This is a genomic window from Pseudomonas sp. GM24 (assembly GCF_000282235.1).
GTDB lineage: Bacteria > Pseudomonadota > Gammaproteobacteria > Pseudomonadales > Pseudomonadaceae > Aquipseudomonas.
On sequence record NZ_AKJR01000228.1, the window covers coordinates 1 to 15631 of the forward strand.

The window sequence follows — 15631 nt, forward strand, 5'->3', positions numbered from 1 at the left end:
GTGCGCTGTCGATCTTGTCGAAATCAACGATTGCAGAACCGAAAACTTCGGAGCAAACGCGAGTCAGAGCAGCAGTCAGAGTGGTTTTACCGTGGTCAACGTGACCGATGGTGCCAACGTTGACGTGCGGTAGGGAACGATCAAATTTTTCTTTAGCCACGACAATTAACTCCTAGCCTAAAGGGGCTGAATCAGCCTTGTTTTTTGGTTACGGATTCGACGATGTGCGACGGAGCCGTATCGTATTTTTTGAATTCCATAGAGTAGCTTGCGCGACCCTGGGACATGGAACGAACGTCGGTCGCATAACCGAACATCTCACCCAGTGGAACCTCGGCACGGATAACCTTGCCGGACACTGTGTCTTCCATACCCTGGATCATGCCGCGACGACGGTTAAGGTCGCCCATCACATCACCCATATAGTCTTCAGGCGTAACAACCTCTACAGCCATGATCGGCTCAAGCAACTCACCACCGCCCTTCTGGGCCAGTTGCTTGGTCGCCATGGAGGCAGCCACTTTAAACGCCATCTCGTTGGAGTCGACGTCGTGGTAAGAACCATCGAACACGGTAGCCTTCAGGCCGATCAGCGGATAGCCGGCAACAACGCCGTTCTTCATCTGCTCTTCGATACCTTTCTGGATAGCCGGGATGTATTCCTTAGGAACCACACCACCTACAACTTCGTTCACGAATTGCAGACCTTCCTGACCTTCGTCAGCAGGAGCAAAACGAATCCAGCAGTGACCAAACTGGCCGCGACCACCGGATTGACGAACGAACTTGCCTTCGATTTCACAGTTCTTCGTGATGCGCTCACGATACGAAACCTGAGGCTTGCCGATGTTGGCTTCGACGTTGAACTCACGGCGCATCCGGTCAACCAGGATGTCCAGGTGCAGCTCGCCCATGCCGGAGATGATCGTTTGACCAGTCTCTTCATCAGTTTTAACGCGGAAAGACGGGTCTTCCTGAGCAAGTTTGCCCAGAGCGATACCCATTTTTTCCTGGTCATCCTTGGTCTTAGGCTCTACGGCAACCGAAATAACCGGCTCCGGGAAGTCCATGCGAACCAGAATGATTGGCTTGTCAGCGTTGCAGAGGGTTTCACCAGTGGTGACGTCCTTCATGCCGATCAGGGCCGCGATGTCACCAGCGCGCACTTCCTTGATCTCTTCACGGGCGTTTGCGTGCATTTGCACCATACGACCCACGCGCTCTTTTTTGCCTTTAACCGAGTTGATCACGCCGTCGCCGGAGTTCAACACGCCCGAGTAAACGCGGACGAAGGTCAAGGTACCCACGAATGGGTCGGTAGCGATCTTGAACGCCAGAGCCGAGAACGGCTCCGCATCGTCTGCATGACGCTCCAGCTCGATTTCCTCGTTATCCGGGTCAGTACCCTTGATAGCAGGAATGTCGGTTGGCGCAGGCAGGAAGTCGATAACGGCGTCGAGAACCAGGGGAACACCCTTGTTCTTGAACGAAGAACCGCAAACAGCCAGTACGATTTCGCCGGCGATAGTACGCTGACGCAAAGCAGCTTTGATCTCTACGATCGACAGCTCTTCGCCTTCCAGGTACTTGTTCATCAGCTCTTCGTTGGCTTCGGCAGCAGCCTCAACCATGTTGTTGCGCCACTCTTCAGCCAGCTCTTGCAGCTCAGCAGGAATGTCCTTGCGAACAGGGACCATACCTTTGTCAGAGTCGTTCCAGTAGACAGCTTGCATGTTGATCAGATCGATCTGACCCTGGAAGTTGTCTTCGGAACCGATAGCCAACTGGATTGGCACCGGAGTGTGACCCAGACGCTGCTTGATCTGACCGATCACGCGCAGGAAGTTGGCGCCAGCACGGTCCATCTTGTTTACGTAAACAAGACGTGGAACACCGTACTTGTTGGCTTGACGCCATACGGTTTCCGACTGAGGCTCAACACCCGAAGTACCGCAGAACACAACGACAGCGCCGTCGAGTACGCGCAGGGAGCGTTCAACTTCAATAGTGAAGTCAACGTGGCCCGGGGTATCGATTACGTTGAAGCGATGCTCGTCTTTGTACTGCTTCTCGGAACCTTTCCAGAAGGCGGTAATAGCAGCAGAAGTAATGGTAATACCACGCTCCTGCTCCTGAACCATCCAGTCTGTGGTCGCGGCGCCGTCATGCACCTCGCCCATTTTGTGACTTTTGCCGGTGTAAAAAAGGACGCGCTCGGTGGTGGTGGTTTTACCAGCATCCACGTGAGCGACGATACCGATGTTACGGTAGCGGCTAATCGGAGTAGTACGAGCCATAAAGCCCTCGCAAAATTAGTGAAGCTAAAATTAGAAGCGGTAGTGCGAGAAAGCTTTGTTAGCTTCAGCCATACGGTGCACGTCTTCACGCTTCTTAACAGCAGCACCTTTACCTTCAGCAGCATCCAGCAGTTCGCCAGCCAAACGCAGAGCCATAGACTTCTCGCCACGCTTACGGGCGAAGTCTACCAACCAGCGCATTGCCAGAGCGTTACGACGGGAAGGACGAACCTCGACCGGAACCTGGTAAGTAGCACCACCAACGCGGCGCGACTTCACTTCGACCAGCGGAGCGATGGCGTCGAGTGCTTTTTCGAAGAGTTCCAGGGGATCGGTGCCAGCCTTACGGGTCGCAACGGTTTCCAGGGCACCATAAACGATACGCTCGGCAACGGCTTTCTTGCCGCTTTCCATAACGTGGTTCATGAATTTGGCGAGGATCTGGCTTCCGTATTTCGGATCGTCCAGAATCTCACGCTTTGCTGCTACGCGACGTCTTGGCATGATAAGCCCTCAAGCGGTCTTCAGGTTAGCTCGGGACAGATCCAATGGATGCGTGCCCGACCTTACTCTTATCGACTCAATAAAATGAAAATCTGCAAAACGGCCGATTACTTCGGACGTTTGGTACCGTACTTCGAACGACCCTGGTTACGACCTTTAACGCCGGAAGTATCCAAGGAGCCGCGAACGGTGTGGTAACGAACACCTGGCAAGTCTTTTACACGACCGCCGCGGATCAGTACCACGCTGTGCTCTTGCAGGTTGTGACCTTCACCACCGATGTACGAGGAAACCTCGAAACCGTTGGTCAGGCGCACACGGCATACTTTACGCAGTGCCGAGTTAGGTTTTTTCGGCGTAGTGGTGTACACACGGGTGCACACGCCACGACGTTGCGGGCAGTTCTGCAGCGCAGGTACGTCGGATTTCTCGACGATACGCTTACGCGGCTGACGTACCAGCTGGTTGATAGTTGCCATCTACTAGCTCCACTGTTGTCTTGCGACGCTATTGTCTTGCAAGAAAAGCAAAATGGCAGGAACGAATTCCCGCCAAATTTAGGGGATCAAGAGTCTAAAGAGGATCTTGTCCCCAGTCAAGGCAAGGCCCCGACCTCCCCGCCCCCCGAACCTCGACAAATTGTCTCGATTCGATGAACGGAGCGACCAGGGCCTTACGCTCATTTATCGCAGAACTCAGTTACCGCTCGAGTTCAGCGCTTCGGTCAGTGCAGCTTCCACTTCACTGGCGCTTACGCGCAGCGGCTTGTCTGCTTCACGACGACGCTTGCGCTCGCTGTGATATGCCAGGCCGGTACCTGCCGGGATCAGACGACCCACGACAACGTTTTCTTTCAGGCCGCGCAGGTAGTCGCGCTTGCCGGTGACTGCCGCTTCGGTCAGAACACGAGTGGTTTCCTGGAAGGAAGCCGCCGAGATGAACGATTCGGTGGACAACGACGCCTTGGTGATACCCAGCAGAACGCGAGTGTATTTGGAGACGAACTTGTCTTCGCCGCCCAAACGCTCGTTTTCTACCAGTACGTGAGTCAGTTCCATCTGGTCGCCCTTGATGAAACTCGAATCGCCGGATTCAGCGATTTCAACTTTACGCAGCATCTGACGCAGGATGGTCTCGATGTGCTTGTCGTTGATCTTCACGCCTTGCAGACGGTAAACGTCCTGGATCTCGTTGACGATGTACTTGGCCAACGCGCTCACACCCAGCAGACGCAGGATGTCGTGCGGATCGCTTGGACCGTCGGAGATAACTTCGCCGCGGTTTACCTGTTCGCCTTCGAAGACGTTCAGGTGACGCCACTTCGGAATCAGCTCTTCGTACGGATCGGTACCGTCGTTCGGGGTAATAACCAGACGGCGCTTGCCTTTGGTTTCTTTACCGAACGCGATGGTGCCGCTGACTTCAGCGAGAATCGACGCTTCTTTCGGACGACGAGCTTCGAACAAGTCGGCAACACGCGGCAGACCACCGGTGATGTCACGAGTCTTCGAAGTTTCTTGCGGGATACGCGCGATAACATCACCGATCGCGATCTTCGCACCGTCAGCCACACCGACCAGGGCGTTGGCTGGCAGGAAGTACTGAGCGATAACGTCAGTGCCTGGCAGCAACAGATCCTTGCCGTTGTCGTCGACCATCTTCACTGCCGGACGGATTTCTTTGCCCGCAGCTGGACGATCTTTCGCGTCGAGGACTTCAATGTTGGTCATACCGGTCAATTCGTCAGTCTGACGCTTGATCGTGATGCCTTCTTCCATGCCCACGTAGGTCACGGTACCTTTCATTTCGGTAACGATTGGGTGAGTGTGCGGATCCCACTTGGCCACGATTGCGCCAGCGTCGACCTTGTCACCTTCTTTAACCGAAATCACAGCACCGTACGGCAGCTTGTAACGCTCACGCTCACGACCGAAGTCATCAGCGATGGCCAGCTCACCGGAACGGGACACAGCAACCAGGTGACCATCCACTCGCTCAACGTGCTTCAGGTTGTGCAGACGGACGGTACCGCCATTCTTCACCTGAACGCTGTCGGCTGCGGAAGTACGGCTTGCCGCACCACCGATGTGGAACGTACGCATCGTCAGCTGGGTACCCGGCTCACCGATGGACTGGGCAGCGATAACGCCGACCGCTTCACCGATGTTCACCTGGTGACCACGAGCCAAGTCACGGCCATAGCACTTGGCGCAAATGCCATAGCGGGTTTCGCAACTGATCGGCGAACGCACGATCACTTCGTCGATGCTGTTCAGCTCGATGAACTCGACCCACTTCTCGTCTACCAGAGTACCGGCTGGAACGATAACGTCCTCGGTGCCTGGCTTGAATACGTCACGGGCAATAACACGACCCAATACGCGCTCACCCAACGGCTCTACAACGTCACCGCCTTCAATGTGCGGAGTCATCAGCAGACCGTGTTCGGTGCCGCAATCGATCTCGGTTACAACCAGATCCTGCGCCACGTCTACCAGACGACGAGTCAGGTAACCGGAGTTCGCAGTTTTCAACGCGGTATCCGCCAGACCTTTACGAGCACCGTGAGTCGAGATGAAGTACTGAAGTACGCTCAAACCTTCACGGAAGTTCGCAGTAATCGGCGTTTCAATGATGGAACCGTCCGGCTTGGCCATCAGACCACGCATACCGGCCAGCTGACGAATCTGTGCTGCGGAACCCCGCGCACCCGAGTCGGCCATCATGTACATCGAGTTGAACGACTCTTGATCGACTTCAACGCCGTGACGGTCGATAACCTTCTCTTTCGAGAGGTTGGCCATCATCGCCTTGGAAACTTCGTCGTTCGCTTTCGACCAAAGGTCGATCACTTTGTTGTACTTCTCGCCCTGGGTTACCAGGCCGGAGGCGTACTGGCTCTCGATCTCTTTCACTTCGTCGGTGGCTGCACCGATGATGCGGGCTTTCTCGTCCGGGATAACGAAGTCGTTAACACCGATGGAAACGCCGGAGATGGTCGAGTAAGCGAAACCGGTGTACATCAACTGGTCAGCGAAGATCACGGTCTCTTTCAGACCAACCACGCGGTAGCACTGGTTGATCAGCTTGGAGATCGCCTTTTTCTTCATCGGCAGGTTGACGACGTCGTACGACAGACCTTTTGGCACAACCTGGAACAGCAGCGCACGGCCGACAGTGGTGTCGACGATACGGGTACCGCTCACGCTGTTGCCGTCACGGTCGTTGACGGTTTCGTTGATACGAACTTTAACCTTGGCGTGCAGTGCGGCTTCGCCGGCACGGAACACACGGTCAACTTCCTGCAGATCCGCGAATACACGACCTTCGCCTTTGGCGTTGATCGCTTCACGAGTCATGTAGTACAGACCCAATACAACGTCCTGCGACGGAACGATGATTGGCTCACCGTTGGCTGGCGACAGAATGTTGTTGGTCGACATCATCAACGCACGCGCTTCCAACTGGGCTTCCAGTGTCAGCGGTACGTGCACGGCCATTTGGTCGCCGTCGAAGTCGGCGTTGTACGCGGCGCAGACCAGAGGGTGCAGCTGGATAGCCTTACCTTCGATCAGTACCGGTTCAAACGCCTGGATCCCCAGACGGTGAAGGGTCGGTGCACGGTTGAGAAGAACCGGGTGTTCGCGAATCACTTCAGCGAGAACGTCCCAAACCTCTGGCAGTTCGCGCTCGACCATTTTCTTGGCCGCTTTGATGGTGGTCGCGAGACCACGCATTTCGAGCTTGCCGAAAATGAACGGTTTGAACAGCTCGAGAGCCATTTTCTTCGGCAGACCGCACTGATGCAGACGCAGAGTCGGGCCTACGGTAATTACCGAACGACCGGAGTAGTCAACACGCTTACCGAGCAAGTTCTGACGGAAACGACCTTGCTTACCCTTGATCATGTCAGCCAGGGATTTCAGAGGACGCTTGTTCGAACCGGTGATAGCGCGGCCACGACGACCGTTGTCGAGCAGAGCATCGACAGCTTCCTGCAACATACGCTTTTCGTTGCGCACGATGATGTCCGGAGCGGACAGATCCAGCAGGCGCTTCAAACGGTTGTTACGGTTGATCACTCGACGATACAGATCGTTGAGGTCGGAAGTCGCGAAACGACCGCCGTCCAGCGGGACCAGTGGACGCAGATCTGGCGGCAGAACCGGCAGAACGGTCAGCACCATCCACTCTGGCAAGTTGCCGGAACCCTGGAAGGCTTCCATCAACTTCAGACGCTTGGACAGCTTCTTGATCTTGGTTTCAGAGTTGGTTTGCGGAATTTCTTCGCGCAGACGGCCAATCTCGTGTTCCAGGTCGATAGCGTGCAGCAGTTCACGAACAGCTTCAGCACCCATACGGGCGTCGAAGTCGTCACCGAACTCTTCCAGCGCTTCGAAGTACTGCTCGTCATTCAGCAGCTGACCTTTTTCAAGGGTGGTCATGCCTGGATCGATAACGACATAGCTCTCGAAGTAGAGAACGCGTTCGATATCACGCAGGGTCATGTCCATCAGCAAGCCGATACGGGACGGCAGCGATTTCAGGAACCAGATGTGGGCAACCGGCGAAGCCAGTTCGATGTGCGCCATGCGCTCACGACGAACCTTGGCCAGTGCAACTTCAACGCCGCACTTCTCGCAGATCACACCACGGTGCTTCAAGCGCTTGTACTTACCGCACAGGCACTCGTAATCCTTTACCGGGCCAAAGATCTTGGCGCAGAACAGGCCATCACGTTCAGGTTTGAACGTACGGTAGTTGATGGTTTCCGGCTTTTTAACTTCACCGAACGACCATGAGCGGATCATCTCAGGCGAGGCCAATCCGATACGGATGGCGTCGAACTCTTCGACTTGACCCTGGTTTTTCAGCAAATTCAGTAGGTCTTTCAAGGCCTTTCCTCCTGGCGGAGCAGAGAGCGGGCAATCCTGCCCCGCTCTCGATTCGCGTCACGTGTTATTCGGTTTCCAGATCGATATCGATGCCGAGGGAACGAATTTCCTTGATCAACACGTTGAAGGACTCGGGCATGCCCGGCTCCATACGGTGATCGCCATCCACGATGTTTTTGTACATCTTGGTACGGCCGTTCACATCGTCCGACTTCACTGTGAGCATTTCTTGCAGAGTGTAAGCAGCACCGTATGCTTCCAGTGCCCAGACCTCCATCTCCCCGAAACGCTGACCACCGAACTGTGCCTTACCACCCAGCGGCTGCTGGGTAACCAGGCTGTACGAACCGGTAGAACGCGCGTGCATCTTGTCGTCTACCAAGTGGTTCAGCTTCAGCATGTACATGTAGCCAACGGTAACTGGACGCTCGAACTTGTTGCCGGTACGGCCGTCAGTCAGCTGCATCTGGCCGCTTTCCGGCAGGTCTGCCAGTTTCAGCATGGCCTTGATTTCGCTTTCCTTGGCGCCGTCGAACACTGGAGTGGCCATTGGAACACCGCCACGCAGGTTCTTCGCCAGATCCAGGATTTCCTGATCGGAGAAGCTGTCCAGATCTTCGTTACGACCGCCGATCTGGTTGTAGATCTCGTCCAGGAAGGTACGCAGTTCAGCGACTTTACGCTGCTCTTCGATCATCCGGTTGATCTTCTCGCCCAGACCCTTGGCTGCGAGGCCCAGGTGGGTTTCAAGGATCTGACCAACGTTCATACGCGAAGGTACGCCCAGTGGGTTGAGGACGACGTCGACCGGGGTGCCATTGGCATCGTGCGGCATGTCTTCAACCGGCATGATCACGGAGACCACACCTTTGTTACCGTGACGACCGGCCATCTTGTCGCCCGGCTGGATGCGACGACGGATTGCCAGGTAAACCTTGACGATTTTCAGCACGCCTGGAGCCAGGTCATCGCCCTGCTGCAGTTTGCGCTTCTTGTCTTCGAACTTGTCGTCCAGCAGACGGCGGCGATCAACGATGTAGGCCTGAGCCTTCTCGAGCTGCTCGTTCAGAGCATCTTCAGCCATGCGCAGTTTGAACCACTGACCATGCTCAAGACCGTCGAGCACTTCGTCGGTGATGTCCTGACCTTTCTTCAGACCTGCGCCGCCTTCAGCCTTGTGGCCTACCAGAGCGGAACGCAGACGTTCGAAGGTCGCCCCCTCAACGATACGGAACTCTTCGTTCAGATCCTTGCGGATCTCGTCGAGTTGAGTCTTCTCGATCGACAGTGCACGAGCATCACGCTCAACGCCGTCGCGGGTGAAGACCTGTACGTCGATAACAGTACCTTTGGTACCGGTAGGTACGCGCAGGGAAGTGTCTTTAACGTCGCTGGCTTTTTCACCGAAGATTGCACGCAGCAGTTTTTCTTCCGGAGTCAGTTGGGTCTCGCCTTTCGGAGTGACCTTACCGACCAGGATGTCGCCTGCGCCAACTTCAGCACCTACGTAAACGATACCGGCTTCGTCCAGTTTGTTCAGTGCAGCTTCACCCACGTTAGGGATGTCCGCAGTGATCTCTTCAGGCCCAAGCTTGGTGTCACGGGCCACACAGGTCAGTTCCTGAATGTGGATCGTGGTGAAGCGGTCTTCTTGAACAACACGCTCGGACAGGCAGATGGAGTCTTCGAAGTTGAAGCCGTTCCATGCCATGAACGCGATGCGCATGTTCTGACCCAGTGCCAGTTCACCCATGTCGGTGGACGGGCCGTCGGCCATGATGTCGCTACGCTGAACACGATCACCCTTGCTCACCAGCGGACGCTGGTTGATGCAGGTGTTCTGGTTCGAGCGGGTGTATTTGGTCAGGTTGTAGATGTCGACACCAGCTTCGCCGGTTTCAACTTCGTCATCAGCAACACGAACCACGATACGGCTGGCGTCGACGGAATCGATCACGCCGCCACGACGAGCCACGACGCAAACGCCGGAGTCACGGGCTACGTTACGCTCCATGCCAGTACCTACCAGCGGCTTGTCAGCGCGCAGGGTTGGTACAGCTTGACGCTGCATGTTCGAACCCATCAACGCACGGTTGGCGTCGTCGTGCTCGAGGAACGGAATCAGCGACGCTGCAACCGAAACTACCTGTTTCGGCGAAACGTCCATCAAGGTGACTTCTTCAGGCGCCTTAACGGTGAATTCGTTCAGGTGACGTACGGCTACCAGTTCGTCGATCAGGACTTTCTGGTCGTTCATGGTCGCCGAAGCCTGCGCGATCACGTGATCGGCTTCTTCAATAGCGGACAGGAACACGATCTCGTCGGTGACCACACCCTCTTTCACCACGCGGTACGGGCTTTCCAGGAAGCCGTACTGGTTGGTGCGAGCGTACGCAGCCAGGGAGTTGATCAGACCGATGTTCGGACCTTCCGGCGTTTCAATCGGGCAAACACGACCGTAGTGAGTCGGGTGTACGTCACGAACTTCAAAGCCTGCGCGCTCACGAGTCAGACCGCCAGGGCCGAGTGCAGAGACACGACGCTTGTGGGTGATCTCGGACAGCGGGTTGTTCTGGTCCATGAACTGCGAGAGCTGGCTGGAACCGAAGAACTCTTTCACCGCCGCAGCCACTGGCTTGGCATTGATCAGGTCTTGCGGCATCAGGCCTTCGCTTTCAGCCATCGACAGACGCTCTTTGACCGCACGCTCAACACGTACCAGGCCAACGCGGAACTGGTTCTCGGCCATTTCGCCTACGCAGCGAACACGACGGTTACCCAGGTGGTCGATGTCATCGACGATGCCTTTACCGTTACGGATGTCGACCAGAGTCTTCAGTACCGCGACGATGTCTTCCTTGCACAGCACGCCCGAACCTTCGATCTCGGTACGACCGATACGACGGTTGAACTTCATCCGGCCGACCGCAGACAGGTCATAGCGCTCAGGGCTGAAGAACAGGTTGTTGAACAGGGTTTCGGCAGCGTCTTTGGTTGGCGGCTCGCCTGGACGCATCATGCGATAGATCTCGACCAGCGCTTCCAATTGGTTGCTGGTGGAGTCAATCTTCAGCGTGTCAGAAACGAACGGACCGCAGTCGATGTCGTTGGTGTACAGAGTCTCGATGCGAACAACGCCGGATTTGGCAATTTTTGCCAGGACTTCGGTGTTCAGTTCGGTGTTGCACTCTGCCAGGATTTCGCCGGTAGCCGGGTGCACGATGACCTTGGCGGTAGTACGACCGAGGACGTAGTCCAGGGGTACTTCCAGAGTCTTGATGCCGGCTTTTTCGATCTGGTTGATGTGGCGCGCGGTAATACGGCGGCCCGCCTCAACAATCACCTTGCCCTTCTCGTCCTGAATGTCCAGAACCGCAATTTCACCACGCAGACGCGAAGCAATCAGTTCCAGGCTGAGGGTTTCGCCGCTCAGGTGGAAAACGTTGGTGGTGTAGAAAGCGTCCAGCACTTCTTCAGTGGTATAGCCGAGCGCGCGCAGCAGTACCGATGCCGGCAGCTTGCGGCGACGGTCAATACGCACGAACACGCAGTCTTTCGGGTCGAACTCGAAGTCCAGCCACGAACCGCGGTAAGGAATGATGCGCGCGGAGTACAGCAGTTTGCCGGAGCTATGCGTCTTGCCGCGGTCGTGGTCGAAGAACACGCCCGGGGAACGGTGCAGCTGGGAAACGATTACACGCTCGGTACCATTGATTACAAAGGTACCGTTCTCAGTCATCAGGGGGATTTCACCCATGTAGACTTCTTGCTCTTTGATGTCCTTGATCGCTTTGTTCGACGATTCTTTGTCGAAAATGATCAGGCGCACTTTTACCCGCAAAGGTACGGCGAAAGTTACACCGCGCAATACGCATTCTTTGACATCAAATGCCGGTTCGCCCAAGCGATAACCGACGTACTCCAGCGCAGCATTGCCGGAGTAGCTGATGATCGGGAAAACGGATTTGAAGGCCGCATGCAGGCCCACGTCGCGGAACTGATCTTTAGTCGCTCCCGCTTGCAAGAATTCACGATACGAATCCAGCTGGATGGCCAGGAGGTAAGGCACATCCATGACGTCCGGCAACTTGCTAAAGTCCTTGCGGATACGTTTTTTCTCAGTATATGAGTAAGCCATCAGCGTTCCCCAGCTTGGTCACCTGCTTGTTTGGCCCCTCCCGACGGGAGCAGCCAGAAAATCGTGCAAACCCCATGGTTTGCGCCACCGCATCGGGTGGTTACAGCGCCTTTATCAGCACCGACCCAGTCGGCTGCCAATAACGGAAAAAGGCCGGTGGCAAGAGCCACCAGCCATCAGCCTGTCGCTTGACGCTCGGGCTGGAGGAGCAAAGTCGATACTTATTTCAGCTCGACTTTAGCGCCTGCTTCTTCCAGCTTCTTCTTAGCGTCTTCAGCCGCTTCTTTCGAAACGCCTTCAGCTACAACCTGAGGAGCGCCGTCTACTTTCTCTTTGGCTTCTTTCAGGCCCAGACCAGTCAGTTCACGAACTGCCTTGATCACGTTAACCTTCTTCTCGCCAGCTTCCAGCAGAACAACGTTGAACTCGGTTTGCTCTTCAACAACAGCGGCAGCAGCAGCTGGACCAGCAGAAGCAGCGGCAGCGGATACGCCGAACTTCTCTTCCATTGCCTTGATCAGCTCAACGATTTCCAGAACCGATTTTTCGCCGATTGCGTCGATGATTTGTTCGTTAGTCAGAGACATGACTTATTTCCTGAATTGGGGGATAGCCTGGAGGCCATCGAAATAAACAAAAATACGCGAGAGAGGAAACGCTCAGCCTCAGGCTGCAGCAGCTTCTTTCTGGTCGCGAAGTGCCGCCAGAGTACGAGCCAATTTGCTGGTAGCGCCTTGAATCACGCTCATCAGCTGGGAAATTGCTTCGTCACGGGTCGGCAGGCTTGCCAGAACGTCGATCTGATTAGCTGCGAGGAACTTGCCCTCGAACGCAGCTGCCTTGATCTCGAACTTGTCCTGACCTTTAGCGAACTCTTTGAACAGACGAGCAGCAGCGCCCGGGTGTTCGTTGGAGAATGCGATCAAGGTCGGGCCGGTGAACACGTCGTTGAGAACACTGTATTCAGTGTCAGCAACAGCGCGCTTGAGCAGGGTGTTACGTACAACACGTACGTAAACGCCAGCTTCACGAGCCTCTTTACGGAGTCCGGTCATTGCGCCTACTGTTACGCCACGGGCATCAACCACGACAGCGGACAGAGCGACTTTGGCAGCCTCGTTGACTTCAGCGACGATGGCCTTCTTGTCTTCGAGATTAATTGCCACGGGTTTAACTCCTGCTTGTTACCGTTTCATTCGATCGAAACCGAATGTCGTTTTGGTGTCTGATTCGGTAAGGAACCGGGAGCACCATCTGCGTAGGCTGGTGGTTTAAGACTTGCGTCGCCTACGGTCTTGGATAGCCCCCGCCAGGCAGGGACCCCAATATTTCAACTGGCGCGAATAGTCGCGCCAATTTTTGTCTTAAGCGTCCAGCGAGCTCTGGTCGATAACCAGACCTGGGCCCATAGTGGTGCTCAGGGTAACGCGCTTGACGTAGATACCTTTCGAGGAAGCTGGCTTGATACGCTTCAGATCAGCGATCAGGGCTTCAACGTTTTCCTTCAGCTTGACGGCATCGAAGCCCATCTTGCCAACGGAAGTGTGAATGATGCCGTTTTTGTCGGTGCGATAACGAACCTGACCAGCTTTAGCATTCTTGACCGCAGTCGCTACATCTGGAGTTACGGTACCAACCTTAGGGTTAGGCATCAGACCGCGCGGACCAAGGATCTGGCCCAGTTGACCTACAACGCGCATGGCATCCGGGGATGCGATCACTACGTCATAGTTCAGGTCGCCGCCTTTCATTTCGGCAGCCAGGTCGTCCATACCTACACGGTCAGCGCCGGCAGCCAGAGCGGCCTCGGCAGCTGGACCCTGGGTGAACACAGCAACGCGAACAGTCTTGCCAGTGCCGTGTGGCAGCACAGTAGCGCTACGAACAACCTGGTCGGATTTACGCGGGTCTACACCCAGGTTCACAGCAACGTCAAACGACTCGCTGAACTTGACAGTCGACAGCTCGGCCAACAGGGCAGCGGCGTCTACAATGTTGTAGGCCTTGCCTGCTTCGATTTTGCCGGCGATAGCCTTTTGACGCTTGGTCAGCTTAGCCATTACACACCCTCCACGTTAAGGCCCATGCTACGAGCAGAACCGGCGATAGTACGCACGGCTGCATCCATATCAGCTGCAGTCAGATCCGCGTTTTTGGTTTTCGCGATTTCTTCCAGCTGAGCACGGGTAACAGTGCCAACCTTAACGGTGTTCGGACGAGCGGAACCGCTGGTCAGACCGGCCGCTTTCTTCAGCAGAACCGAAGCAGGGGTGGATTTTGTTTCAAAAGTGAAGCTACGGTCGCTGTAGACAGTGATGATCACTGGAGTCGGCAGACCTGCTTCAAGACCCTGAGTACGGGCATTGAAAGCCTTGCAGAATTCCATGATGTTCACGCCGTGTTGACCCAGAGCAGGACCAACAGGTGGGCTTGGGTTAGCCTGAGCGGCCTTCACTTGCAGCTTGATGTAAGCGGTAATTTTTTTGGCCATGAGGCACTCCAATTACGGGTTCGATCGCCTCGAAAGGCTCCCCGGTTACTTGCGCGTTTATCCCAGTGACGACAAAACCCCACAGCCTAGGGCTGCGGGGTTGGGATGCTTGTTCAGCTAGACCTTTTCGACCTGACTGAACTCCAACTCTACCGGGGTAGAGCGACCGAAAATAAGCACAGCCACTTGGATCCGGCTCTTTTCGTAATTAACCTCTTCAACAACGCCATTGAAATCAGCAAATGGACCGTCATTGACTCGCACCGTTTCACCTGGCTCAAAGAGAGTCTTCGGCTTCGGCTTGTCGCTACCATCAGCGACACGACGCAGAATTGCTTCTGCCTCTTTATCGGTGATTGGCGCAGGCTTATCAGCGGTACCGCCAATGAAACCCATCACCCGAGGAGTATCCTTGACCAAGTGCCAAGTACCCTCGTTCATATCCATCTGAACCAGCACGTAGCCTGGAAAGAACTTACGCTCGCTTTTGCGCTTCTGGCCGTTACGCATTTCAACCACTTCTTCAGTGGGAACCAGAATCTCGCCGAAGCCATCTTCCATGCCAGCCAGCTTTACGCGCTCGACCAGCGAGCGCATCACATGCTTCTCGTAACCCGAGTAAGCATGCACAACATACCAACGCTTAGCCACGGGACACCCTTAGCCGACAATCAAGGAAACAAGCCAGCCGAGCAGGGAGTCAAGACCCCACAACAGCAACGCCATAACAAGAACAACAGCCACCACAATAAGGGTGGTCTGCGTGGTTTCTTGGCGAGTTGGCCAAACGACTTTACGAATCTCGGTGCGAGCTTCCTTAACCAGTACAAAGAAAGACTTGCCCTTCGCAGTCTGCAGGCCTACAAAGGCAGCTACAGCAGCAATGACAAGCAAGGCGAGTACACGGTACAGGATCGGCGAAGCAGAGTAATACTGATTGCCAACAACGCCAACAACCACCAAAGCGACAACTACAAGCCACTTGAGCAGATCGAAGCGAGAGCCTTGAGCTTCAGCTTTAGGAGTCATCTTTGAAGATCCTGTGAAAAGAAAGCCAGACACACCAAGTGAATCTGGCAGGTCAGGAGGGAATCGAACCCCCAACCTACGGTTTTGGAGACCGTCGCTCTGCCAATTGAGCTACTGACCTAAAACAAAATCAGGCCGACCATTATGCCGGCCCGAAAAATACATTACAACTACTTACTCGATGATTTTAGCTACGACACCGGCGCCGACGGTACGACCGCCTTCACGGATAGCGAAGCGCAGACCGTCTTCCATTGCGATGGTTTTGATCAGGGTA

12 protein-coding genes, 1 tRNA gene and 1 pseudogene are annotated in these 15631 nt (G+C 55.2%); all 14 read right to left on the reverse strand.

Annotated elements, in window-relative coordinates; translation table 11 throughout:
* Positions 1-160 (reverse strand): GTP-binding protein (locus PMI23_RS29540; protein ID WP_007950178.1); only part of this gene is annotated, 160 nt, incomplete at its 3' end.
* Positions 161-191: 31 nt separating this feature from the next.
* Positions 192-2297: an elongation factor G gene (gene fusA, locus PMI23_RS24550; RefSeq protein WP_007950179.1), complete on the reverse strand. Its 2106-nt coding sequence runs from the start codon at positions 2295-2297 to the stop codon at positions 192-194.
* A 30-nt stretch (positions 2298-2327) separates the two neighbouring features.
* Entirely contained in the window at positions 2328-2801 is a 474-nt protein-coding gene (gene rpsG / locus PMI23_RS24555; RefSeq protein WP_007916467.1) for a 30S ribosomal protein S7, read from the reverse strand.
* A 107-nt stretch (positions 2802-2908) separates the two neighbouring features.
* Positions 2909-3280: a 30S ribosomal protein S12 gene (gene rpsL / locus PMI23_RS24560; protein WP_003186084.1), complete on the reverse strand. Its 372-nt coding sequence runs from the start codon at positions 3278-3280 to the stop codon at positions 2909-2911.
* A gap of 216 nt (positions 3281-3496) precedes the next feature.
* Positions 3497-7696 (reverse strand): DNA-directed RNA polymerase subunit beta', encoded by a 4200-nt coding sequence (rpoC, locus tag PMI23_RS24565; protein ID WP_007916472.1) that lies wholly within the window; start codon positions 7694-7696, stop codon positions 3497-3499.
* 64 nt (positions 7697-7760) lie between these two features.
* A complete protein-coding gene (gene rpoB / locus PMI23_RS24570; RefSeq protein ID WP_007950180.1) occupies positions 7761-11834 on the reverse strand; it encodes a DNA-directed RNA polymerase subunit beta in 4074 nt (1357 codons plus the stop codon).
* 221 nt (positions 11835-12055) lie between these two features.
* Complete coding sequence (rplL, locus tag PMI23_RS24575; RefSeq protein ID WP_007916477.1) at positions 12056-12421, reverse strand: 50S ribosomal protein L7/L12; 366 nt, start codon at positions 12419-12421, stop codon at positions 12056-12058.
* 78 nt (positions 12422-12499) lie between these two features.
* The gene (gene rplJ, locus PMI23_RS24580; RefSeq protein ID WP_007916479.1) at positions 12500-13000 is read right to left on the reverse strand and encodes a 50S ribosomal protein L10; all 501 of its coding nucleotides are present in this window, start codon (positions 12998-13000) and stop codon (positions 12500-12502) included.
* 198 nt (positions 13001-13198) lie between these two features.
* Positions 13199-13894, reverse strand: a complete 696-nt coding sequence (rplA, locus tag PMI23_RS24585; RefSeq protein WP_007916481.1) for a 50S ribosomal protein L1 — start codon at positions 13892-13894, stop codon at positions 13199-13201.
* The gene (gene rplK / locus PMI23_RS24590) at positions 13894-14325 is read right to left on the reverse strand and encodes a 50S ribosomal protein L11 (RefSeq protein ID WP_003228756.1); all 432 of its coding nucleotides are present in this window, start codon (positions 14323-14325) and stop codon (positions 13894-13896) included. Before rplK ends, rplA begins: the two co-directional genes overlap by 1 nt.
* 117 nt (positions 14326-14442) lie before the next feature.
* Positions 14443-14976, reverse strand: coding sequence for a transcription termination/antitermination protein NusG (nusG, locus tag PMI23_RS24595; RefSeq protein ID WP_007916492.1), 534 nt, complete (start codon positions 14974-14976; stop codon positions 14443-14445).
* A gap of 9 nt (positions 14977-14985) precedes the next feature.
* Positions 14986-15354, reverse strand: a complete 369-nt coding sequence (gene secE / locus PMI23_RS24600; protein ID WP_007916493.1) for a preprotein translocase subunit SecE — start codon at positions 15352-15354, stop codon at positions 14986-14988.
* 45 nt (positions 15355-15399) lie between these two features.
* A tRNA-Trp gene (locus PMI23_RS24605) sits at positions 15400-15475 on the reverse strand.
* Between the two features lie 53 nt (positions 15476-15528).
* Positions 15529-15631 (reverse strand): annotated as a pseudogene (locus PMI23_RS29545) (EF-Tu/IF-2/RF-3 family GTPase); the annotation flags it as partial.